This is a genomic window from Streptomyces sp. NPDC031132, assembly GCF_055570595.1.
The window spans coordinates 105,134-126,346 of sequence record NZ_JBVIGX010000005.1 but is presented as its reverse complement, the minus strand read 5'-3'; the positions used below and the strand labels follow the sequence as shown (position 1 = coordinate 126,346).

Annotated in this window: 18 protein-coding genes; 10 read left to right on the top strand and 8 right to left on the bottom strand. The window is 72.5% G+C overall.

The window, feature by feature from the left end; all coding sequences use genetic code 11:
- Window positions 1-79: 79 nt before the first annotated feature.
- The 3 genes from ACZ49B_RS10005 to ACZ49B_RS09995 form a co-directional block, all read right to left on the bottom strand.
- Window positions 80-1,318, bottom strand: a complete 1,239-nt coding sequence (locus tag ACZ49B_RS10005; RefSeq protein WP_468302763.1) for an MFS transporter — start codon at window positions 1,316-1,318, stop codon at window positions 80-82.
- Window positions 1,315-2,688 (bottom strand): GH1 family beta-glucosidase, encoded by a 1,374-nt coding sequence (locus ACZ49B_RS10000; RefSeq protein WP_468302760.1) that lies wholly within the window; start codon window positions 2,686-2,688, stop codon window positions 1,315-1,317. The genes ACZ49B_RS10005 and ACZ49B_RS10000 overlap by 4 nt, the downstream gene beginning before the upstream one ends.
- 93 nt (window positions 2,689-2,781) lie before the next feature.
- Window positions 2,782-3,906, bottom strand: coding sequence for a CapA family protein (locus ACZ49B_RS09995; RefSeq protein WP_468302757.1), 1,125 nt, complete (start codon window positions 3,904-3,906; stop codon window positions 2,782-2,784).
- A 60-nt stretch (window positions 3,907-3,966) separates the two neighbouring features.
- Here ACZ49B_RS09995 and polX point away from each other — a divergent pair, with 60 nt between their 5' ends.
- A complete protein-coding gene (polX, locus tag ACZ49B_RS09990) occupies window positions 3,967-5,691 on the top strand; it encodes a DNA polymerase/3'-5' exonuclease PolX (RefSeq protein WP_468302754.1) in 1,725 nt (574 codons plus the stop codon).
- A gap of 102 nt (window positions 5,692-5,793) precedes the next feature.
- Here the strand turns inward: polX and ACZ49B_RS09985 are convergent, their stop codons facing one another.
- From ACZ49B_RS09985 to ACZ49B_RS09970, 4 genes are all read right to left on the bottom strand, one after another.
- Entirely contained in the window at window positions 5,794-6,009 is a 216-nt protein-coding gene (locus ACZ49B_RS09985; RefSeq protein ID WP_468302751.1) for a hypothetical protein, read from the bottom strand.
- Window positions 6,006-6,422 (bottom strand): hypothetical protein, encoded by a 417-nt coding sequence (locus ACZ49B_RS09980; RefSeq protein ID WP_468302748.1) that lies wholly within the window; start codon window positions 6,420-6,422, stop codon window positions 6,006-6,008. Before ACZ49B_RS09980 ends, ACZ49B_RS09985 begins: the two co-directional genes overlap by 4 nt.
- A 138-nt stretch (window positions 6,423-6,560) precedes the next feature.
- Entirely contained in the window at window positions 6,561-8,006 is a 1,446-nt protein-coding gene (locus ACZ49B_RS09975; protein WP_468302745.1) for a sensor histidine kinase, read from the bottom strand.
- Window positions 8,003-8,719: a response regulator transcription factor gene (locus ACZ49B_RS09970; protein ID WP_468302742.1), complete on the bottom strand. Its 717-nt coding sequence runs from the start codon at window positions 8,717-8,719 to the stop codon at window positions 8,003-8,005. Before ACZ49B_RS09970 ends, ACZ49B_RS09975 begins: the two co-directional genes overlap by 4 nt.
- A gap of 302 nt (window positions 8,720-9,021) precedes the next feature.
- On the opposite strand from ACZ49B_RS09970, the gene ACZ49B_RS09965 reads away from it, so the two are divergent.
- From ACZ49B_RS09965 to ACZ49B_RS09955, 3 genes are all read left to right on the top strand, one after another.
- Window positions 9,022-9,369 (top strand): bifunctional 3-phenylpropionate/cinnamic acid dioxygenase ferredoxin subunit, encoded by a 348-nt coding sequence (locus ACZ49B_RS09965; RefSeq protein ID WP_468302739.1) that lies wholly within the window; start codon window positions 9,022-9,024, stop codon window positions 9,367-9,369.
- The gene (locus tag ACZ49B_RS09960; RefSeq protein ID WP_468302736.1) at window positions 9,366-10,550 is read left to right on the top strand and encodes an NAD(P)/FAD-dependent oxidoreductase; all 1,185 of its coding nucleotides are present in this window, start codon (window positions 9,366-9,368) and stop codon (window positions 10,548-10,550) included. Before ACZ49B_RS09965 ends, ACZ49B_RS09960 begins: the two co-directional genes overlap by 4 nt.
- Window positions 10,551-10,653: 103 nt before the next feature.
- Complete coding sequence (locus ACZ49B_RS09955) at window positions 10,654-11,793, top strand: aromatic ring-hydroxylating oxygenase subunit alpha (protein WP_468302732.1); 1,140 nt, start codon at window positions 10,654-10,656, stop codon at window positions 11,791-11,793.
- A 19-nt stretch (window positions 11,794-11,812) separates the two neighbouring features.
- Here ACZ49B_RS09955 and ACZ49B_RS09950 read toward each other — a convergent pair whose 3' ends face one another.
- Window positions 11,813-12,610 (bottom strand): IclR family transcriptional regulator, encoded by a 798-nt coding sequence (locus tag ACZ49B_RS09950; RefSeq protein ID WP_468302729.1) that lies wholly within the window; start codon window positions 12,608-12,610, stop codon window positions 11,813-11,815.
- Window positions 12,611-12,777: 167 nt separating this feature from the next.
- Between ACZ49B_RS09950 and betA the strand changes: the two genes are divergently transcribed.
- From betA to ACZ49B_RS09920, 6 genes are all read left to right on the top strand, one after another.
- Complete coding sequence (gene betA / locus ACZ49B_RS09945; RefSeq protein ID WP_468302725.1) at window positions 12,778-14,472, top strand: choline dehydrogenase; 1,695 nt, start codon at window positions 12,778-12,780, stop codon at window positions 14,470-14,472.
- A gap of 11 nt (window positions 14,473-14,483) precedes the next feature.
- Window positions 14,484-15,368: a methylenetetrahydrofolate reductase gene (locus tag ACZ49B_RS09940; RefSeq protein WP_468302722.1), complete on the top strand. Its 885-nt coding sequence runs from the start codon at window positions 14,484-14,486 to the stop codon at window positions 15,366-15,368.
- A gap of 151 nt (window positions 15,369-15,519) precedes the next feature.
- Window positions 15,520-16,989 carry an aldehyde dehydrogenase family protein gene (locus ACZ49B_RS09935; RefSeq protein ID WP_468302719.1) on the top strand — a complete coding sequence of 490 codons (1,470 nt, stop codon included), beginning with the start codon at window positions 15,520-15,522 and terminating at the stop codon, window positions 16,987-16,989.
- 28 nt (window positions 16,990-17,017) lie between these two features.
- Window positions 17,018-18,100, top strand: a complete 1,083-nt coding sequence (locus ACZ49B_RS09930; protein WP_468302716.1) for a quaternary amine ABC transporter ATP-binding protein — start codon at window positions 17,018-17,020, stop codon at window positions 18,098-18,100.
- The gene (locus tag ACZ49B_RS09925) at window positions 18,100-20,085 is read left to right on the top strand and encodes an ABC transporter permease (RefSeq protein ID WP_468302713.1); all 1,986 of its coding nucleotides are present in this window, start codon (window positions 18,100-18,102) and stop codon (window positions 20,083-20,085) included. Before ACZ49B_RS09930 ends, ACZ49B_RS09925 begins: the two co-directional genes overlap by 1 nt.
- A gap of 22 nt (window positions 20,086-20,107) precedes the next feature.
- The gene (locus ACZ49B_RS09920) at window positions 20,108-21,124 is read left to right on the top strand and encodes an ABC transporter substrate-binding protein (protein ID WP_468302710.1); all 1,017 of its coding nucleotides are present in this window, start codon (window positions 20,108-20,110) and stop codon (window positions 21,122-21,124) included.
- Window positions 21,125-21,213: the final 89 nt, after the last annotated feature.

Below are 21,213 nucleotides of genomic sequence, written 5' to 3'. Positions count from 1 at the left end.
TCTCCCCCTTCTCCCCCACACCTCCCCCCCTCCCCCCCTCCCTCCCCCCCCCCCCCCCCCCCCCCCCCCCCCCCGGCGGTTACCGGACCCCGCGGATGCGGCGGACCAGTACCGACCCCGCCAGCGCCAGAGCCCCCGCGAGCGCGTACAGCGTGGTGTACCCGCCGAAGTGGGTGACCACCGGCGCGGCGATCACCGGAGCCAGCACCTGGGGCAGTGCATTGGCGATGTTGATGACGCCGAGGTCGCGACCCCGGTCCTCCGCCGTCGGCAGCACGTCCGTCAGCAGGGCGAAGTCCACCGAGGTGTAGACGCCGTACCCGACCCCGAGGACGAGCGAGGCGACGATCGCCCCCGTCCAGGTCTGCCAGACGGCGAGCAGCAGGGTGGCCGCCGAGATGACCAGCCCCGACCCGATGACGTAGACCTTCCTGCGGCCCGTGCGGTCCGACCGGACACCACTGATCACCACCGTGGCCAGGAGGGTGAGCGCGTTGAGCGCCGTCAGGATCAGCACGCCCGTGTCCGCGTCGTCCTCGTAGTGCACGGCGTCGGTCAGGTAGTACAGCAGGTACATCGTGCTGACGGAGTACGACAGGTTCATCAGGAACCGCGTCAACCAGGCCCAGCCGAAGTCGGGATGGCGCCGCGGATCGATCCAGAAACCGGTGACGAAGGTCCGCCAGCGGAAGGCGGGCCGGGCCTCGGGCCGCAGGCGCGTGTCGCGTCGCATCACCACGTACGGGACGGCCGCCAGCACCGAGAAGGCCGCGCACGCGAGATACCCGGCGGTGACTCCGCCCGCGACCGTGGCCAGCGCCGTGCCGACCAGGATCCCGCCGACCTGGGAAACGCCGAGCCAGCCGCCGACCAGGCCGCGCTGCCGGGGGGGAACCTGGTCGGGCACGGCGGCGGTGAGGGCGGCGAACGCCGCGTTGAGCGCGAGCTGGACCAGGCACCAGCCCGCGATCACCCCCGCGACGCTGGAAGCCCGCGCGAGGACGAGCAGCCCGGCCGCCCCGCCCACGACTCCCGCCACCACCCAGGGGATCCGCCGGCCCGCCGGAGGCGTCGTACGGTCGGACAGGGCACCGAAGACCGGGTTGGCGACCATCGAGACCGCCGCTCCCACGCCCGTCACCAGGGCGAGCGTGGACGCCTTGTGGTCCGGCGTGAGCTGCTGCGCCTGGCGGGCCAGGAGCAGTTGGAGCGGACCGAACCAGCCGACCCAGACGCCGAGGTTCGCGAGGGACAGCGCACCGACCCAGCGCCCGCCGACCGGGCTGCCGGTCTCCGCGGCCGTCCGTTCGACGGTCATCTGCCGCCCTTGATCAGGTCGCGGTACCAGGCGTACGACTCCTTCGGGGTCCGCTCCAGCGTCTCGTAGTCGACGTGGACCAGCCCGAACCGCTGCCGGTACCCCTCCGCCCATTCGAAGTTGTCGAGGATCGACCAGATGAAGTAACCGCGTACGTCGACCCCTTGCGCCATCGCCCGGTGCAGGGCCGCCACATGGCCCTCGTGGTACGCGATCCGGCGCGCATCGGCGACCCGTCCCGTCGTCGGATCCGGACCGTCCCCGTACGAGCAGCCGTTCTCGGTGACGTACAGCGGCGGCAGCCGGTCGCCGTAGCGTTCGCGCAGGGAGACGAGCAGTTCGCGCAGCCCGTCCGGGACCACCGGCCAGCCGAAATCGGTGTGCTCGTACCCCTCGATCGGGCGGACGGAGAAGGGGAGGTCAGCGGGTATCTCGATGCCGCCGAACTCGCCTGCGGGGGAAGCCGGTTGCGGGGCGCCGACGCGCATCGGGTTGTAGTAGTTGATCCCGTACCAGTCCAGCGGGGCCGAGATGGCCTTCAGGTCCTCCGCCACCGGGCCGGGCAGCAGGGAGGCCAGGCCCTCGTCCGGATACGCGCCGGTCAGGATCGGGTCGGCGAAGAGACGGTTGGTGAGCGTGTCGTACAGCTCGGCGGCGGCGCGGTCGGCCTCGCCTTCGCTCGCGGCCCACACGGGGCTGTGCGAGGCGGCGATGCCGATCTGCCGGGCGCCCGCCGCACGCAGGGCCTGTACGCCCAGTCCGTGGGCCAAGAGTTGGTGATGTGCCGCGGGAAGGGCGTCGAAGACGAGACGCTCGCCGGGGGCGTGCTCGCCGAGTCCGTATCCGAGGAGGGTGACCTCGGCGGGCTCGTTGACGGTGATCCACATCGGGACGCGGTCGGCGAGCCGCTGCGCGACCACCGAGGCGTACGCCGCGAACCGTTCGGCGGTGTCGCGGCTGAGCCAGCCGCCCTTCTCCTCCAGGGCGAGCGGGGTGTCCCAGTGGAACAGGGTGGGCACCGGGGCGATGCCGGCGGCGCAGAGCTCGTCGACGAGCCGGTCGTAGAAGTCCAGCCCCTTGCGGTTGACCTTCCCGTGGCCGTCCGGCAGGACCCGCGACCACGACACCGAGAACCGGTAGGCGCCGACGCCGAGTTCGGCCATCAGGGCCACGTCCTCGGGGTAGCGGCGGTAGTGGTCGGTGGCCACGTCCGCGTGCGAGCCGTCTCGGATGCGCCCCGGCTCCCTGGTGAAGGCGTCCCAGGAGGAGGGGCCCCGGCCGTCGGCGGTGGGGGAGCCTTCGATCTGGAAGGCCGAGGCGGAGACCCCCCAGAGGAAATCGGCGGGGAACGCGGGTACGGGCGCTGTCATGCGGGCTCACTTCGGTCGCAGGTGCATCGCTGACGGCACACTTTTGGGCCCCGGGGCCCGCCCTGTCAATGGAAAGTGAACAATCCTCAACTTCTACCGCGGGGCGGTGGCGGAGGTGAGACGGAACGCGCCGTCCGGCTCGCGCCCGAGCTGCACGCCGAACCCCTGGCAGATGCGGACGAGCACCTCGTACAGCCACTGGGAGTCCTCGTCCGTCACCGGACCCAATCGCAGCCGGCGCGACTGCAGCGGAGTGAGGCGGACGTCGACGAGCCGGCCGTCCGCGGGGTCCACCGACACCAGGTACAGCAGCCGCAGGTCGTCCCGGAACTCCGTGTACCCGCCGATGCCCTCGTAGTCGTTGACGAGGTCGCCGCACCCGTAGGCGATGAACCTTCCCCGGTACACCTCCATGGGCCGCGGATGGTGCGAGGAATGCCCGTGGACCAGGTCCGCGCCGCCGTCGACGAGCGCGTGCGCGAAGCCGATCTGCCCGTCCGGGACGCGGTAGCCCCAGTTGGAACCCCAGTGGACCGACACGACGGTCACGTCACCCGGCCGTTTCGCCCGCCGGATCCGGTCCACCACCTGCGCCGCGGCGGCATCCGACGGCTCGGCCACGAAGTCCACCCCGCTGCGCTCCGCCGTCGCGGCCCAGCCGTGCGGCACACCGCTGGAGGCCATGGCCAGCGAGTGCACCAGCAGCCGCCCGCCGCCCGCGAGCGGGACGGCCGCGGGCCGCCGCGCCTCGGCCAGGTCCCGGCCCGCCCCCGCGGTCCGCAGTCCGGCGGCGGCCAGCGCCGCGAGGGTGTCCTCGAGGCCGGTCCGGCCGTGGTCCAGGACGTGGTTGTTGGCGAGGGCGCAGACGTCCGGACGCGCCGCGGCAAGACACGGCAGGTTGGCGGGGTGCATCCGGTAGTGGACGGACTTGCCGCGCGCCCGATCGTCACACTGCGTGACGGAAGTCTCCAGGTTGAGGATCCGTGCGTCCGGCGCCGCGGCGTCGAGCACCCGCAGCGCTTCGCCCCACGGCCAGCCGAAGCCGACCGGGCGCGGCACCGCGCCGCCGACCGCCTCGGCCAGTTCCACGTACGTCCGCGCGTCCCGTACGTACGTCTCCCGCAGCGCCGGATCCCCGGGGTGCGGCAGGATCTGGTCGATGCCGCGGCCCAGCATCACGTCCCCGCAGAGGAAGAGCCTGACCAGGTCACCGCCCATTCCTCCAGGCTAGGTCGCGCCGGTCGGGCCGGGCCCCGGTGCAGGGGGCACCCTGGAGGTATGCCCAGGGCCAACGAACAGGTCGAGGCACTGCTCCAGGAGTACGCCGACCTGATCGCGATCAGCGGCGGCGACGCCTTCAAGGCGCGTGCGTACGAGAAGGCCGCCCGCGCCATCGGCGGGCACCCGGCCGATGTCGCCGAGCTCGACGTCAAGGGCCTGCGGGAGATCCCGAACGTGGGCAAGTCGATCGCCGAGAAGGTCGTCGAGTACCTGAGCACCGGGCACGTCCCGGACATCGAGGCACGCAGGGCGGCCGTCCCGCCCGGGGTGCGGGCGCTGACCGCGATCCCCGGGCTCGGGCCCCGCAAGGCCCTCGTCCTGTACGAGGAACTGGGCGTCTCCTCCGTCGAGCAGCTGGAGGACGCCATCCGCAAGGAGCGGCTGCGCGACCTGAAGGGTTTCGGAGAGCAGACCGAACAGAACATCCTGCACGGCATCTCCGTACTCCGGAACACCGACAGCCGCATCCTGCTCGGCGCGGCGATGGACATCGCCGAGCAGATCGTGGCCGAGATGGAACGCATCCCGGGGTGCGTGCGGTGTACGTACGCGGGCTCGCTGCGCCGCATGCGCGAGACCATCGGCGACGTCGACATCCTGGTGGCGGCGGACCGGTCCGCACCGTTCATGACGGCCCTCGCCGAGCTCCCCTATACGGCGGACGTCATCGCGCACGGGGCGAAGAAGACCTCGATCCGGACCGGCGCCGGCCTCCAGGTCGACCTGCGCGTCCTGCCGCCGGCGTCCTGGGGCGCGGGGCTGCAGTACTTCACCGGGTCGAAGGCGCACAACATCCGCACCCGCGCGCTGGCGGTGCGCCAGGGCCTCAAGCTCTCCGAGTACGGGCTCTTCGACGCCGAGAGCGGCAAGAACCTCGCCTCGGAGACGGAGGAGGAGATCTACGCCCGGCTGGGCCTGCCCTGGATCCCCCCGACGCTGCGGGAGGATCGCGGGGAGATCGCGGCCGCGCTGCGCGGCGAACTCCCCGATCTCGTGGCCGAGGGCGACATCCGGGGCGACCTGCACACCCACACGGACCTCACCGACGGCCTCGCCTCCCTCGAGGACATGGTGGCCGCCGCTGCCGCGCGCGGCTACGCGTACTACGCGGTCACCGACCACGCGCCGGACCTCGCCATGCAGCGCATGACGCAGGAGAAGATCCTGGCGCAGCGCGAGCAGGTACGGGCACTGGACCGCACGGTGCACGGGATGCGGCTGCTGCACGGCACGGAACTCAACATCGGGCCGGACGGCGGCCTGGACTGGCCCGACGAGTTCCTCGCGGACTTCGACCTGTGCGTGGCCTCCGTGCACTCCCATTTCGGCCAGAGCCGGGCCGCCATGACCCGGCGCTTCATCCGGGCCTGCGAGAACCCGCACGTCGCCGTCATCGGGCACCCGACCACCCGGCGGATCGGCCGGCGCCCCGGTGTGGACGCCGACTTCGACGCGGTCTTCGAGGCGTGCGCGCGGACGGGGACGGCCCTGGAGATCAATGCGCATCCGGAGCGGCTCGACCTGCGCGACGAGGACATCCTGCGCGCGAAGAGCCACGGGGTGAAGTTCGCGGTGAACTCGGATGCCCACGCGACCACGCACCTGCCGTACCTGCGCTACGGGGTGGGCACGGCGCAGCGCGGCTGGTTGACGAAGGACGACGTCGTCAACACCTGGCCCTGGACCCGCTTGCGCCGGTTCCTGCACGGGAAGCGGGCCTGACGGCGTCTTGCGACGCGTGCTACGCCGCCCCGGCCTACGGAGTGGAACGAAACCGGCCCGCCTCCGTGGATCGGGGGCAGGCCGGGTGGGCGTGCGGGGTGGTCAGTTGTTCTGGCTGGCATCCGCGTCCGCCTGGGCCGCCGCGCTCTCGGCGTCGTCCAGCTTCTGCTGCATGTCCTTGACCTGGGCGTCGTCGGAGCTCACGGACCGGGAGTCCTGGGGCTGGGCCTTCGTGCCCGGCATGCAGCCGGTGAGCAGCAGCGCGGCCGCCGTGAGCAGGGTGGCGAGCCCCGTTGCGGCGCGGCGGGGCACGCTCACTTGGACTCCTGCGCGGCGCACCAGGTGCTGACGGCCTTCAGGTCGGCCTGCCGCTTCTGCAGGGTGGGCAGCAGGCTCTTGCGGAAGGTCAGGCGGTCGTTCAGGTACGTGTGGACCTCGGTGTGGCCGGCGGTCTGCGCGTTCGCCACGCGCTGCTCCAGCCGCGCGACGGAGCCGGGGACGGTGACGTCGCCGTTGAGGCGGTTGATGGCGGTGCTCACGCGGGTCTCCGTCTTCGGAAGGCGCTTGCAGATCGCCTTGGCGCCGTCGCCCTTGGGGGCGGACTTGGCCGACTTCGAGGCGGCGGGGGCGGGGCTGCCGCCATCGGCCTGGGCGGGGGCGGCGGCGAGCAGGGCGCCGGCCAGCGCCACGGCGCCGATCGCGGCAGCGGTGGTCCTACGGTTCGGGAGCATGGCTGTATCCCCTTCGGTGCGAGCGGGCCGGCTCACAGGCGGCCGACCGGTCAGGACGCTAGGAGGTGTCTTTGTGGAATCTTTGTGAGTCCACAGGAAGCGCCCCCCTGAGGCCCCGGCCGGCCGGGTCGCAGCCGCTCAGTCGGCCCGGGAGATCCAGTCGCGGCGCCTCGGCAGGCGCAGGGTCGGGGCGTCGGCGGCCGACAGGGGCAGGCGCACCTCGACGCGGGTGCCCGCGGCGCCGGGCGGCGTCCCGATCGCGATCGCGCCCTGGTGCAGCGCGACCTGCTGGGCGACGAGCGTCAGACCGAGCCCGGAGCCGGGGCTGCCCGGGCGGTGGTGGAACCGTCGGAAGACGGCTTCCCGTTCGTCGGACGGGATGCCGGGCCCCGCGTCGTCCACGGTGAGCACGGCGTGCCCGCCCTCCGCGCGCAGACGTACCGCGATCCTGGCCGGCTCGTCCGGCAGGTGGCCGTGCACCACCGCATTGCCCAGCAGGTTGGCGAGCAGGATGGACAGCCCGGCATCCCATCCGAACACCCGCAACTCCGGGGGGAGTTCGGCTTCGAGCCGGGCCGTGGGGTGGCGGCGGCCGGTCTCGCCGACGACCGTGTCCACCAGCTCGGAGAGGTCGAGCGGGGCGAAGGCGGACACCTCCACCAGATCGCCCCGGGCGAGCATCCGCAGGGCCGTGAGCAGGTCCAGCAGCCGGGCGTGGTCGCTCTGCAAGTCCCGTACGATCTCGGCCCGTTCGGCGGGGGAGAGGTCGGGATGGGCGGCGAGGACGTCCAGGTCGGTCCGCATGCTCATGAGCGGTGTGCGCAGCTCGTGCGAAGCGGCGGAGGAGAACGAGCGGGCGGTGTCGAGCGCCTGCGCCGTACGGGCTGCCTGTTCCTCGTACCGTGCCAGCAACTGGCCGATGGCGGTGGACAGTTCATCCACCTCGGCGATGTTCGCCGGCGCGGTGGCGAAGGCGGCCGTGCCCGCCCCCGGGTCGAGGGCGGCGGCCCGGCGGCTCAGGTTCCGTACGGAGGCGGTGGCGCGGCCGGCCAGCCCGTACGCCAGCAGCCCGGAGACCGGCGCCGCCAGCAGGGCGACCAGCAGGACGCGGCGGCGCACGGCGACGACCTGCGGGTCGGCCGCCGAGGCCGGGGTGAACAGCCAGAAAGTGCCCGGCGCCGGCCCGGCCACCGGAACGGTCAGCACCCGCCAGGCATGGCCCTTGGCCCGGACGGTGACCGGCCCGCCCGGGGTCTGCTCGGGCAGCCGTACCGGGTCGGCGGGCTGCGGTCCGCCCTCCAGGACGACCGTTCCGTCCGTGGTCCGCACCCGGATCCCGGCGTCGAGGACGTCGCCGAGGACCTTGCGGTGCTGGTTCTGCTCCGCCTTCGGCCGCCCGTTCAGGTCGGCCGTGAGCATCGCCTTGACGTCCGGGAGGACGGCCGAGGCCCGGTCCTGCAGGCGGGTGTCCTGCTGCCGGTGCAGGTCGCGGCTGACCAGCCCGAGCACCAGCAGGCCCGCGGCGAGCACCAGCAGGGGCACCACCACGGTCACCGAGAGCGCGATACGGGTGGCGAGCTTCACGACCCGCTCCGGGCTTCGGGGACGCGCAGGACGAAACCGACGCCGCGCACGGTGTGGATCAGCCGCGGGCGCCCGCCCTCCTCCAGCTTGCGGCGCAGGTAGCTGACGAAGGTGTCGACGGCGTCGGTGCGCACCTCGAAGTCGTAGCCCCACACCCGGTCCAGCAGCTGGTCCCTGGTGAGGACGATCCCCGCGTTGCGCACCAGCTGGACCAGCAGCTCGAACTCGCGCCGGGTGAGGTGGAGCTCGGCTCCGTCGTGATGTACCTGCCGACTGGCCTCGTCGATCACCAGCGGGCCGGCGCGCAGGACGTCCGACGCAGGGGCCTGGGCCGGCCGGCGGCGCAGCAGGGCGTGCAGGCGCAGCACGAGCTCCTCCAAGGCGAAGGGTTTGACCAGGTAGTCGTCGGCCCCGGCCTGCAGCCCCGCGATCCGGTCCGCGACCTCGTCGAGGGCCGACAGCATCAGAACGGGAGTCTCGTCGCCCTGGGCGCGCAGGCTGCGGCAGACCTCCGTGCCGGTCAGGCCGGGCATCGAGACGTCGAGTACGAGGACGTCCGGGGCGTGGCCGGCGAGCAGGCGCAGCGCGGCGGGGCCGTCCTCGGCGAGGAACACGGTGAAGCCGCTCAGCCGCAGCCCGCGCTCCAGCGAGCGGCGGATGGCGGCGTCGTCGTCCGCCACCAGTACCAGTCCGGTGGATGTGCTGCCGGTCACACTGCCCTCCTCGTGCGCGGCCCCGTCGGAGGCCGGGCCGACCCTCTCACGGCCGCGGGAGCGCACGGAAGCCGGGGTGCGGAGCGGGGTGGATGCGCGGGGACGCCCCGGCCCGGGCGGGACTGCGCCCGGGCAGCCGTGCTCGCGCGCCCGTGAGGGCGAGCGGGGTGAAAACGGCGCGCACACAACGGCCTTCCGGGCCCTTTCCGATGTCGTGAATCCTTCCTTGACACGGTAGTGGGGCACCCTCACACTGACGTTGCGTTCACCGCAATCCGTTTCGCTATACGCACCGAGGTGTCATGAAGATTCCCGTGTGCCGACTCGCCGATCTCCCGCGAGGCGAGGCCTGCAGGCTCGACTCCGATCCTCCGATCGCGGTGTTCCATACCGAGGCCGGCGAGGTGTACGCCATCGACGACACGTGCACCCACCAGGACGCCTCGCTGTCCGACGGCTGGCTCGAGGGGTGCGAAGTCGAATGCCCCCTGCACGCCTCGAAGTTCGACCTGCGCACCGGCAGCGTCGACTTCCCGCCCGCCAAGCGCCCGGTCCGCACCCACCAGGTCCTCGTCGAGGACGGCACGGTGTACGTCCTGCCGTCCCCGCAGCCCGGTGCGGCCGCCCACCGGGCGGAAGGCCGCGCGTGAAGACCGTGGCCGTCGTCGGCGCCTCGCTGGCCGGCCTGTCCGCCGCCCGTTCGCTGCGCGAGCAGGGCTATGACGGGCGGCTCGTCCTCATCGGCGGCGAAGCACACCGCCCTTACGACAGGCCCCCGTTGTCGAAGGAGTTCCTCGCCGGCGAGATCGACGAGGACGCACTCGCCCTCGAAGCGGAGGGCGAGGACCTCGCAGCCGTGTGGGAGCTCGGTGTGCGGGCCGTCGGGATCGACACCGGGTCGTGGGCCGAGCACCACGTACGGCTCGCCGACGGCCGGTCGGTCCGGGCCCACGGCATCGTGATCGCCACCGGCGCCGCAGCCCGGACCCTGCCCGGGAGCGAGCACCTCGACGGCGTGCACGTCCTGCGCACCCTGGACGACGCCCGCGCGCTGCGGGCCGACCTGGCCCGCGGCGGCCGACTGGTGGTCGTGGGCGGCGGGTTCATCGGAGCCGAGGTCGCCTCCACCGCGCGGCGGCTCGGCCTCGACGTTACCGTCGTGGAGGCGGCGCCCACACCGCTGGCCGGCCCGCTCGGCAGGGAGATGGGCTCCCTCGTCTCCCGGCTGCACGCGGACCACGGCGTCCGCCTGCTGTGCGGAACGGGCGTACGCGCACTCGCCGGTGCGGCCAGGGTGGAGGCCGTCGTACTCGACGACGGCCGCCGCCTCGACGCCGACACCGTGGTCGTCGGAGTGGGCGCCCGCCCGTGCACCGACTGGCTGGCCGGGTCCGGACTGGACCTGGACGACGGCGTACGGTGCGACGCGGCCGGCCGTACGAACGCCCCCGGCATCGTCGCCGTCGGGGACTGCGCGGCCTGGTACGAGCCCGCGGTCGGGGCCCACCGCCGGGTCGAGCACTGGACCGGCGCGCGGGAGCGGCCGGCCGCGGCGGTCGCCGCCCTGCTCTCCGGCGGGCAGGGCGTGCCGCAGGCGCCCCGGCCGCCGTACTTCTGGTCCGACCAGTACGGGACCCGGATCCAGTTCGCCGGGTACGCCGCGGAGGCCGACAGCGTCACGGTCGAGGAGGGTGCGGCGGCCGACCGCAGCTTCCTCGCGGTCTACCGGAGCGCGGGCCGGCCGGTCGCGGTGCTCGGCCTGAACCAGACGCGGCTGTTCACACGGTGGCGGCGCCGGCTGGCCACCGTCGAGGCCAGGACGGCCGGTTGACCCACGGAGGGTCCCGGTCCGGCGTCCCTGCGCCCCCGCCCGCTCCCACCCGATGCCCCCGATGCCCCACGCCCCGAACCACGACGTTCCGCGAGGAGTGCACGTGACCACGACCGGCCTGCCGGAAAGCCTGATCGCCACCCTCCCCGGCGAGTACTACACCGCCCCGGACATCTTCCGGCTGGAGCAGGAACGCATCTTCGAGGCGATGTGGTTCTGCGTGGGGCGCTCGTCCGAGCTGGCCAAGCCGGGCGCCTTCCGTACCGTGGACGTGGGCCGCGAGAGCATCCTGGTGACGCGGGCGCGCGACCACGCGATCCGCGCCTACTTCAACGTGTGCCGGCACCGCGGCGCCAAGCTGTGCACGGAGCAGACCGGCGAGGTCAGGCGGGCCTTCCAGTGCCCGTACCACGCCTGGACGTACGACCTCGACGGCAGGCTGATCGCCGCCCCCAACCTCACGAAGATGCCCGACGTCGGCCGGACCGAGTTCGGGCTGGCGCCCGTGCCCGTACGCGAATGGCTCGGGTACGCCTGGGTCTGCCTCGCGGACAGCCCGCCCTCCTTCGAGGAGCAGGTCATGGGCGCGGCCGTCGAGCGGCTCGGCGACGCGGAGTCCATCGCGCGGTACGCCGTCGAGGACCTGGAGGTCGGACGGCGGATCGTCTACGACCTCAAGGCGAACTGGAAGCTCATCATCGAGAACTTCATGGAGTGCTACCACTGTGCGACGATCCACCCCGAACTCACCGAGGTGCTCCCGGAGTTCGCCGACGGCTACGCGGCGCAGTACTACGTCGGACACGGGGCCGCCTTCGGCGAGGGCATCCAGGGCTTCACCGTCGACGGCTCGCAGGGCCTCGACCGGATCCCCACCGTCTCGCCGGACCAGGACCGCAAGTACTACGCGATCACCGTGCGGCCGCAGGTCTTCGTCAACCTGGTGCCGGACCACGTGATCTTCCACCGGATGTACCCGGTCGCGGCCGACCGCACGATCGTCGAATGCGACTGGCTCTACCTCAAGGACGTGGTGGCGGGCGGCACGGACGTCAGCCGCTCCGTCGAGCTCTTCGACCGCGTCAACCGCCAGGACTTCGACGCCTGCGAGCGCTGCCAGCCCGCGATGAGCTCCCGCATGTACGCCAAGGGCGGGGTGCTCGTCCCCAGCGAGCACCACATCGGGGCGTTCCACGACTGGATCCGGGAGCGCCTGGGCCCCGGGCACGGGCAGCCGCGGTAGGAGCCGTCGAAGCGGCCGCTCAGCCCAGGTGGCCCATGCGGTGGCTGATCTCCTGCGCGCCCTTCAGCAGCAGCGGCGCCAGCTCGTGCATCCGCTCCTCGGTGAAGCGGTAGCTCGGCCCCGATGCGCTGATCGCGGCGATGACCACGCCGTCCCGGTCGCGGATCGGGGCGGCCATGGCGTGCAGCCCGATCTCGTACTCCTCGAACGTCATGGCGTACCCGCGGTCCAGGGACGCGACGAGGTTCTTCTCGAGCTTCGTCCTGGCGGTCAGGGTGCTCGGCGTGTACTTCTTCAGGCCGGCTTCCGCCAGCAGTTGCACGCGCTGCTTCGCCGGGAGGTGCGCGAGGAGGACCTTGCCGCTGGAGGTGGCGTGCAGCGGGGTCAGCTGGCCGACCCAGTTGTGCGCCGTCACCGCGCCCGGGCCGCGCACCTGGCAGAGGTTGATCGCGTACCGCTCTTCCAGAATGGCGATGTTGACCGTCTCGCCGAGCTCCTCGGCCAGCCGCTCGCACACCGGTCGGCCCACCTGCGTGATGTCTATCCGCCCCGTGACCGCGCCCGCGAGCCGCACGATGCCGAAGCCGAGCCGGTACTTGCCGCGCTCCGTGGCCTGTTCGACGAGGCCGCGCGCCTCGAGCGCCCCGAGCAGCCGGAACGCCGTCGACTTGTGGACGTCGATCTCCGCGGCCACTTCGCTGACGCCCGCCTCGCCGCGCTGGGCGAGGATCTCCAGCACGCTGACGGCGCGGTCGACGGACTGCACCCCGCCCGCCGGGGCGCCCGCGGTTTCGGTGGCTGCCTCGTAGTTGCTCATGGCGAAACTATACGCGCCGTCATCAACAGCCGGCCGGGGCCGAGACGAGGCCGGAAAGTTGCGCGGAACGCAACCTGGTGCGCATGGCGATACCCGTACTAGCATGCGCCGCATCTTGACGGCTGGGGGCAGCCCTCGGCCGGAGACGACGGAGGGACGAAACTCCGATGGTGCCCCAGCATTACGACTTCGTCATCGTCGGCGGCGGCTCGGCCGGCAGCGCCCTGGCGAACCGGCTCTCCGCGGATCCCGGCAACCGCGTCCTGGTCCTCGAAGCCGGCCGCCCGGACTACCCGTGGGACGTCTTCATCCACATGCCCGCGGCGCTCACGTTTCCCATCGGCAGCCGCTTCTACGACTGGAAGTACGAGTCCGAGCCCGAGCCGCACATGAACGGGCGGCGCATCTACCACGCCCGCGGCAAGGTGCTGGGCGGGTCGAGCAGCATCAACGGAATGATCTTCCAGCGCGGCAACCCCCTCGACTACGAGCGCTGGGCCGCCGACCCCGGCATGGAGACCTGGGACTACGCGCACTGCCTTCCCTACTTCAACCGGATGGAGAACTGCCTGGCCGCGGACCCGGAGGACGAGTTCCGCGGCCGCACGGGACCCCTCGTCCTGGAGCGCGGCCCGGCCTCCAGCCCCCTCTTCCCGGCCTTCATGGAGGCGGTCCGGCAGGCCGGTTTCCCGCTGACCGACGACGTCAACGGCTACCGGCAGGAGGGCTTCGCGGCCTTCGACCGCACCATCCACCGCGGGCGGCGGCTGTCCGCCGCCCGGGCCTACCTGCACCCGGCCGTGAAGAGGCCCAACCTCGACGTGCGGACCAGGGCCTTCGTGACCCGGATCCTCTTCGAGGGCAAGCGCGCCGTCGGCGTCGAGTACCGCCGCGGCCGCGGGGCGCCCCGGCAGGTGCGCGCCGGCGAGGTGGTCCTGTCCGGCGGTGCGATCAACTCCCCGCAGCTGCTCCAGCTGTCCGGGGTCGGCAACGCCGACGAGCTGCGGGCCCTGGACGTCGACGTCGTCCACGACCTGCCGGGCGTGGGGGAGAACCTCCAGGACCACCTGGAGGTGTACGTCCAGTACGCCTGCAAGCAGCCGGTCTCGATGCAGCCCTACCTGAAGTGGCGACACCGCCCCTGGATCGGCCTGCAGTGGCTCTTCCGTACCGGCCCCGGCGCGACCAACCACTTCGAGGCCGGCGGTTTCGCGCGGAGCAACGAGGACGTCGCGTACCCCAACCTGATGTTCCACTTCCTGCCGATCGCGGTCCGCTACGACGGCTCCGCGCCCGCCGGGGGCCACGGCTACCAGGTGCACGTCGGCCCCATGTACTCGGACGCCAGGGGCTCGGTCAAGATCAGGAGCAAGGACCCCCGGGTGCACCCGGCCCTGCGGTTCAACTACCTCTCCACCGAGCAGGACCGGCGCGAGTGGGTCGAGGCGATCCGGACCGCCCGCACCATCCTCGGCCGCCCGGGACTGGCCCCGTACAACGACGGCGAGATCTCACCGGGGCCGGAGGTCGAGAGCGACGAGCAGATCCTCGACTGGGTGGCCAGGGAGGGCGAGACCGCCTTGCACCCGTCCTGCACCGCCAGGATGGGCACCGGCGAGGGGGCGGTCACCGATCCGGCGAGCCTGCGCGTGCACGGCCTGGAGGGGCTGCGCGTCGTGGACGCCTCCGTGATGCCCTACGTGACGAACGGGAACATTTACGCACCCGTCATGATGGTGGCCGAGAAGGCCGCCGATCTCATCCTGGGCAACGAGCCGCTGCCGCCGTCCAAGGCCGAGTTCTACCGGCACCACCGCCTCCGCAGCGAGGCAGAGCAGGGGCAGCACCCCGGCCACACCTGAGGAGGAGCGGCATGTCCGCCCGGCCCACGCCGTATCCCGAACGCCCCGTACAGACCCCGGTCACCGGGGGCGGCCTGGCCGAGCTCCTGCGCCGGGTCCGCTACGAGGTCCTGCCGGCGAAGGCCACCGAGGACAAGGTGCTGGCCCACGTCCCGGCGGACGTGCCGGTCACGGTCACGGCCTCCCCCGCCAAGGGCATCGGCCCGACGCTGGACCTCGCCACCCGCCTGGCCGGGCACGGCTACCGGGTCGTCCCGCACGTCCCGGCCCGGCAGATCGCCGACGCCGGCCACCTCGCGGACATCGTGGACCGGCTCGTCGCCGCCGGCATCGAGGACGTCTTCGTACCGGCCGGCGACGCCGACCCGCCGGCCGGGGCGTACGACGCGGCCCTGCCCGTACTGCGCCGGCTCGGCGAGCTGGGCAGCCCGTTCACGCACGTCGGCATCACCGGATACCCGGAGAGCCATCCCCTCATCGACGACGACGTCACCGTCCAGGCGATGCGGGACAAGCAGCCGCACGCGACGTACATCGTCAGCAACCTGTGCTTCGACCCGGCGACCCTGCGCCAGTGGCTGGCACGGGTGCGCCGCCGGCAGATCGTGCTGCCCGTGCACGTCGGGGTCGCCGGCCCGGTCGAGCGCGCGAAGCTGCTGTCCATGGCCACGAAGATCGGCGTGGGGGAATCGGCCAAGTTCCTCACCCGGCACCCCTCGTGGTTCCTGCGTTTCGCCGCGCCCGGCGGCTACTCCCCGGAGCGGCTGCTGCGCCGCAGCGCGCCCGCGCTGGGCTCGCCCGAGGCCGCGGTGGCCGGGCTGCACCTGTTCACGTTCAACCAGATCGCCGAGACCGAGCGCTGGCGCCGCGCGATGCTGGAGCGCATCGGAGGCTGAGCGGTTGAGCGCGCCGCCCGGCCGCCGTGCCCGGGCGCCCGTCCCCCTTGACGTACCGCACCCCGTGGGCGATCGTGTCGTTCCATTCCGAGCAATACGATGCGCAATACGCAACGCACATACCGGTGTTACCCGTATGGAGGCTCCGCGCGTGGCAGATCTGTACGTCGGTGGGAAGTGGCGCGAAGCGGTGGCGGGCGGCCGTCGGGACATTCACTGCCCCGCCGACGGCGCGCTCGTGCGGACCGTGTCCGAAGCGACGCGGGCCGACTCCGAAGCCGCGATCGCCGCCGCGCGCAGCGCCTTCGACGAGGGGCCGTGGCCGCGCACACCCGAGCGGGAGCACGGTGCGGTGCTGCTGCGCACCGCCGGGGTGCTGGAGCGCGAGGCGAAGGAGTTCGCCCGCGCCGAATCCCTCGACACCGGCAAGCGCCTGGTGGAGAGCGAGTACGACGTCGCCGACGCCGTGGCTTGTTTCCGGTACTTCGGCGGGATCGCGGGCACCAGCGCGGGCCGGGTGGTCGACACGGGCCGGGAGGACGCCGTCAGCCGGGTCGTGTACGAGCCGGTCGGGGTCTGCGGGCTGATCACCCCGTGGAACTACCCGCTGCTCCAGGCCGCGTGGAAGGTCGCGCCCGCGCTCGTCGCGGGCAACACCCTGGTCCTCAAGCCCAGCGAGCTCACCCCGTCCACTTCGATCCTGCTCCTGCGCGCGCTGGAGGAGGCCGGACTGCCCGCCGGCGCGGCCAACCTCGTACTCGGAGCGGGGGCCGAGGCCGGCGCGCCGCTCGCCGGGCACCCGGGCGTGGACATGGTCTCCTTCACCGGCGGCCTCGAGACGGGCAAGCAGGTCATGGCGGCCGCCGCGGCCACCGTGAAGAAGGTCGCGCTCGAACTGGGCGGCAAGAACCCCAACGTGGTCTTCGCCGACGCCGACTTCGAGGCGGCCGTGGACTTCGCCCTGACCGCCGTCTTCCTGCACTCCGGGCAGGTCTGCTCGGCCGGCGCCCGCCTGATCGTCGAGGACCCGCTCCACGACGTCTTCGTCGACGAGGTCGTACGCCGTGCCCGCACCATCCGGCTGGGCGGTCCCTTCGACCCCGCCGCCGAGACCGGGCCGCTGATCTCCGCCGCCCACCGGGCGAAGATCGAGGAGTACGTCGCGGCGGGCCTCGCGGAGGGTGCCGTACTGCGCTGCGGGGGCCGGCGCCCCGAGGACCCCGCGCTCGCCACAGGCTTCTACTATCCGCCGACCGTGCTCGACGCGTGCCGCCCGGACATGCGCGTCGTACGGGAGGAGTCCTTCGGCCCGGTGCTCACCGTCGAGCGGTTCTCGGGCGAGGACGAGGCCGTACGGACCGCCAACGACACGGAGTACGGGCTCGCCGGCGCAGTGTGGACCCAGGACGCGGGCAGGGCCCAGCGCGTCGCCCGGCGGCTGCGGCACGGCACGGTCTGGATCAACGACTACCACCCCTACGTCCCCCAGGCGGAGTGGGGCGGCTTCGGGCATTCGGGTGTCGGCCGCGAGCTGGGCCCGACCGGACTGGACGAGTACCGCGAACCCAAGCACATCTGGCAGAACATCCAGCCGAGGGCGCAGCGCTGGTTCCGCGGCTGAGCCGGTGCCATCCGAAGAGAGGCCGACAGTGACCGCAACGAAGACAGAAGTGCCGTCGCCGCGCGGTGCGTCCGGGGACGGGACCCCCGTGATCTCCGTCCGCGGCCTGTGGAAGGTCTTCGGGCCCAAGGCGGCCCGGGTGCCGGACTCGCCCGAGCTGTGCGCCCTCTCCCGCCGCGAGCTCATGGAGCGCACCGGCTGCACCGCGGCCGTACGGGACGTGGCCTTCGACGTGTCGCCCGGCGAGGTCTTCGTCGTCATGGGCCTGTCCGGTTCCGGGAAGTCGACGCTGGTGCGCTGTCTGACCCGGCTGATCGAGCCGACGGCGGGCGAGCTCGTCTTCGAGGGCGAAGACATCCGCGCTGCCGACCGATCGAGGCTGCGCGAGCTGCGGCGGCGCAAGTTCGCGATGGTCTTCCAGCACTTCGGGCTGCTGCCGCACCGCCGGGTCCTGGACAACGTCGCGTACGGGCTGGAGATCCGCGGCATCGGCCGGGCCGAACGTACCCGGCGCGCCATGGAGGTGGTCGAGCTGGTCGGCCTCGCCGGGTACGAGCACTCCTACCCCGACCAGCTCTCCGGCGGCATGCAGCAGCGGGTCGGGCTGGCGCGCGCCCTCGCCGGGGACCCGGACGTGCTCCTGTTCGACGAGCCGTTCTCCGCACTCGACCCGCTGATCCGCCGGGACATGCAGAACGAGGTCGTCCGGCTGCACCGCGAGGTCGGCAAGACGATGGTGTTCGTCACCCACGACCTGTCCGAGGCGCTGAGGCTCGGCGACCGCATCCTCATCATGCGCGACGGCCGCACGGTCCAGTGCGGTACGGGCGACGAGCTGGTGGGCGCGCCCGCCGACGACTACGTCCGGGACTTCGTGGCGGACGTGCCGCGCTCGCGCGTGCTCACCCTGCGCTGGATCATGCGCCCGGCCCGCCCGGACGATGCACTCGACGGGCCGGAGCTCGGCCCGGACACCGTGGTCCGCGACGCGACGCGCGCCGTCCTCGCGGCGGACCGGCCCGTGAAGGTCGTCGAGAACGGGCGGCTGCTGGGCGTCGTCGGCGACGAGGAGATGCTCGCGGTCGTCGCCGGCCCGGAGGGCGGTGCGTGATGGCCGTCCTGGCAGCGGCGAGCGCGCGGCGCACGCCCGTACGCGGCGGGCGCGCCCTGGTCGCGGCCGCGGTCCTCGTCGGGTGGGTCGTCCTCTGGCTCGCTCTTCGCGGCCTCCACACGCTTCCCCTCGGCGCCGCCGAACTGACGCCGCTCCACCGGCGGTTCAACGAGATCAACGACGCCGTCGGCGCCGGCCGCAACAGCAACCCGGTCTTCCTCTACCTCTTCAACGAGATCCGGCTGGTCATCGACAACCTGGTCACCTTCCTCCAGGCGCTGGTCGCGCAGCCGTCCTACGGCCGCCCGGTCCCGGTGATCGGCTGGCTGGGCGTGGTCGCCCTCGTCGGATACGTCTCGTGGGTGTTCGGAAACGTCAGGGTGGCGGCGCCGGCCGTCGCCGGATTCGTGCTGTTCGGCCTCCAGGGGCTGTGGCGCGAGAGCATGGACACGCTCGCGCTGACCGTGGCGGCCGTCCTCGTCTCGCTGCTCATCGGCATTCCGCTCGGTGTCTGGGCGGGGCTGTCGGACCGGGTGCACCGCCTGGCGACCCCGGTGCTCGACTTCATGCAGACGATGCCGACCTTCGTCTACTTGGCCCCGCTGACGCTGTTCTTCCTCATCGGCCCGGCGTCCGCCACGATCGCCACGCTGGTCTTCGCGACCCCGCCCGCCGTACGCCTCACCGCGCACGCGATCCGCTCGGTCCCCGCCACCACGGTCGAGGCGGCCGAGTCGCTCGGTGCGACGCGGCGCCAGACGCTCGCCACCGTGCTGCTGCCGATGTCGAAGCGGACCGTCGTGCTGGGCGTGAACCAGACCATCATGGCCGCGCTGTCCATGGTCACCATCGCCGCGCTCATCGACGCGCCCGGGCTGGGCAAGACCGTCGTCAAGGCCCTGGAGACGCTCGACGTGGGCACCGCGTTCAACGCCGGGCTCGCCATCGTCGTACTGGCCATCGTGCTCGACCGCGTGACCACCGCGGCGAGCGTGCGGGTGGAGGACGCCGGGCGCCGCGGCGGGCGCGCGGCGCGGTGGCGCCGCCCGCTGCTCCTCGCCGGCGGTGTGCCCACCGCCGTGTGCATCTGGCTCTCCCACACCTACGTATGGGCGGCGCAGTTCCCCGCCGGCTCCGGTCTCGGCGGGGCGATCGCCCGTACGGCGGACTCCGTCACCGCCTGGGCGCAGGGCAGCTTCTCCGGGGTGACGGGCGGCGTGCGCGACGTGGTCACCACCCTGCTGCTCAATCCCTTCGAGGCGCTGCTGACCGGCTCCCCGTGGTGGCTGGTCGGCGCGGTGGTCGTGGCCCTCGGCGCGCTGCTCGGCGGCCGGCGCGCGGCGGCCACCGCGGCGGTGTGCGTGGCGCTGATCGTCGGGACGGGCCTGTGGCGGGACAGCATGACGACGCTGGCCTCCAGCATGGTCGCGACCGTCATCGTCCTGGCCCTCGGCGTCGTGGTGGGCGTGTGGATGGGGCGCAGCGCCCTGGCCGACCGGCTGGTCCGCCCCGTACTCGACGCGGGCCAGACGATGCCGGCGTTCGTCTACCTGGTGCCGTTCCTGGCCCTGTTCGGCGCGAGCCGGTTCACGGCGATCGTGGCGGCGATCGTCTACGCGGCCCCGGTGACGGTGAAGATCATCGCGGACGGGGTGCGCGGGGTACCGCAGAGCACCGTGGAGGCGGCGGTGTCGGCCGGCTCCAGCACCTGGCAGATCATCACGAAGGTCCAGCTCCCGATGGCCCGCGGAGCCCTCGCGCTCGCCACGAACCAGGGGCTGATCTACGTCCTGTCGATGGTCGTCGTCGGCGGGCTGGTCGGGGCGGGCGCCCTCGGCTACGACGTCGTGGCGGGCTTCTCGCAGGGCCAGCTGTACGGCAAGGGGCTGGCGGCGGGCCTGGCCATCGTGCTGCTCGGGGTCATGTTCGACCGGATCACCCAGGCGGCGGCGCACCGGGCGGCAACAGCCCCCGGCGGGCGCTGAGGCGGAAGAAGGGGCAGGACACATGGCAGGGAACCTCAACACAGGACCGGCGCCGCAGCGGCGCCCGGCCCGGCGGGCGGCGCTGGCCGGTCTGTCGGCGCTGGCCCTCGCGCTCGCCGGATGCAGCGGCGCGAAGGTCGGCGAGACGGGCGCCGGGCCTTCGGGCGGCGGAGGCAGCGCAGGGAAGTGCGGGTCCTTCAACCTCGCCGTCAACCCGTGGGTCGGCTACGAGGCCAATGCGGCGGTCATCGCGTACGTCGCGAAGAAGGACCTCGGCTGTGAGGTGACGAAGAAGGACCTCAAGGAAGAGGTCGCCTGGCAGGGGTTCGGCACCGGCGAGGTCGACGCGATCGTCGAGAACTGGGGCCACCCGGACCTGAAGAAGAAGTACATCGAACAGCAGCAGACGGCCGTCGCCGCCGGGGAGACGGGCAACAAGGGGGTCATCGGCTGGTACGTCCCGCCGTGGCTCGCGGAGAAGTACCCGGACATCACCCAATGGCAGAACCTCAACAAGTACGCGGACCAGCTCAAGACCTCGGAGTCCGGCGACAAGGGCCAACTGCTCGACGGGGACCCGTCGTTCGTCACCAACGACGGCGCCCTGGTGAAGAACCTGAACCTCGATTTCAAGGTGGTGTACTCGGGGAGCGAGGCCGCGCTGATCCAGGCGTTCCGCCAGGCCGAGGCCAAGAAGACGCCCGTCATCGGCTACTTCTACGAACCGCAGTGGCTCTTCTCCGAGCTGAAGCTCGTCAAGGTGGAACTGCCGGAGTACAAAACGGGCTGCGACGACGACCCCGAGAAGGTGGCCTGCGACTACCCCGTCTACGCGCTGGACAAGATCGTCAGCAAGAAGTTCGCCGATGCGGGCAGCCCGGCCTACCAGCTCGTGAAGAACTTCAGCTGGTCGAACGAGGACCAGAACCTCGTGGCGAAGTACATCGCGCAGGACAAGATGTCGCCGGACGACGCCGCCAAGAAATGGGTGGAGGCCAACCGCGCGAAGGTCGACGCCTGGCTCGGGAAGAAGAGCTGATCCGCCCCACGTTCCCGCGTACCGCACCGGGGGGGGGGGGGGGGGGGGGGGGGGGGGGGGGGGGGGGGGGGGGGGGGGGGGGGTGGGGG

Excerpts from the sequence above, each read along its gene's own strand:
- ACZ49B_RS10005 (WP_468302763.1), bottom strand. The coding sequence starts at position 1,318 with ATGACCGTCGAACGGACGGCCGCGGAGACCGGCAGCCCGGTCGGCGGG.
- ACZ49B_RS10000 (WP_468302760.1), bottom strand. The coding sequence starts at position 2,688 with ATGACAGCGCCCGTACCCGCGTTCCCCGCCGATTTCCTCTGGGGGGTC.
- ACZ49B_RS09995 (WP_468302757.1), bottom strand. The coding sequence starts at position 3,906 with ATGGGCGGTGACCTGGTCAGGCTCTTCCTCTGCGGGGACGTGATGCTG.
- polX (WP_468302754.1), top strand. The coding sequence starts at position 3,967 with ATGCCCAGGGCCAACGAACAGGTCGAGGCACTGCTCCAGGAGTACGCC.
- ACZ49B_RS09980 (WP_468302748.1), bottom strand. The coding sequence starts at position 6,422 with ATGCTCCCGAACCGTAGGACCACCGCTGCCGCGATCGGCGCCGTGGCG.
- ACZ49B_RS09965 (WP_468302739.1), top strand. The coding sequence starts at position 9,022 with ATGAAGATTCCCGTGTGCCGACTCGCCGATCTCCCGCGAGGCGAGGCC.
- ACZ49B_RS09950 (WP_468302729.1), bottom strand. The coding sequence starts at position 12,610 with ATGAGCAACTACGAGGCAGCCACCGAAACCGCGGGCGCCCCGGCGGGC.
- betA (WP_468302725.1), top strand. The coding sequence starts at position 12,778 with ATGGTGCCCCAGCATTACGACTTCGTCATCGTCGGCGGCGGCTCGGCC.
- ACZ49B_RS09940 (WP_468302722.1), top strand. The coding sequence starts at position 14,484 with ATGTCCGCCCGGCCCACGCCGTATCCCGAACGCCCCGTACAGACCCCG.
- ACZ49B_RS09925 (WP_468302713.1), top strand. The coding sequence starts at position 18,100 with ATGGCCGTCCTGGCAGCGGCGAGCGCGCGGCGCACGCCCGTACGCGGC.
- ACZ49B_RS09920 (WP_468302710.1), top strand. The coding sequence starts at position 20,108 with ATGGCAGGGAACCTCAACACAGGACCGGCGCCGCAGCGGCGCCCGGCC.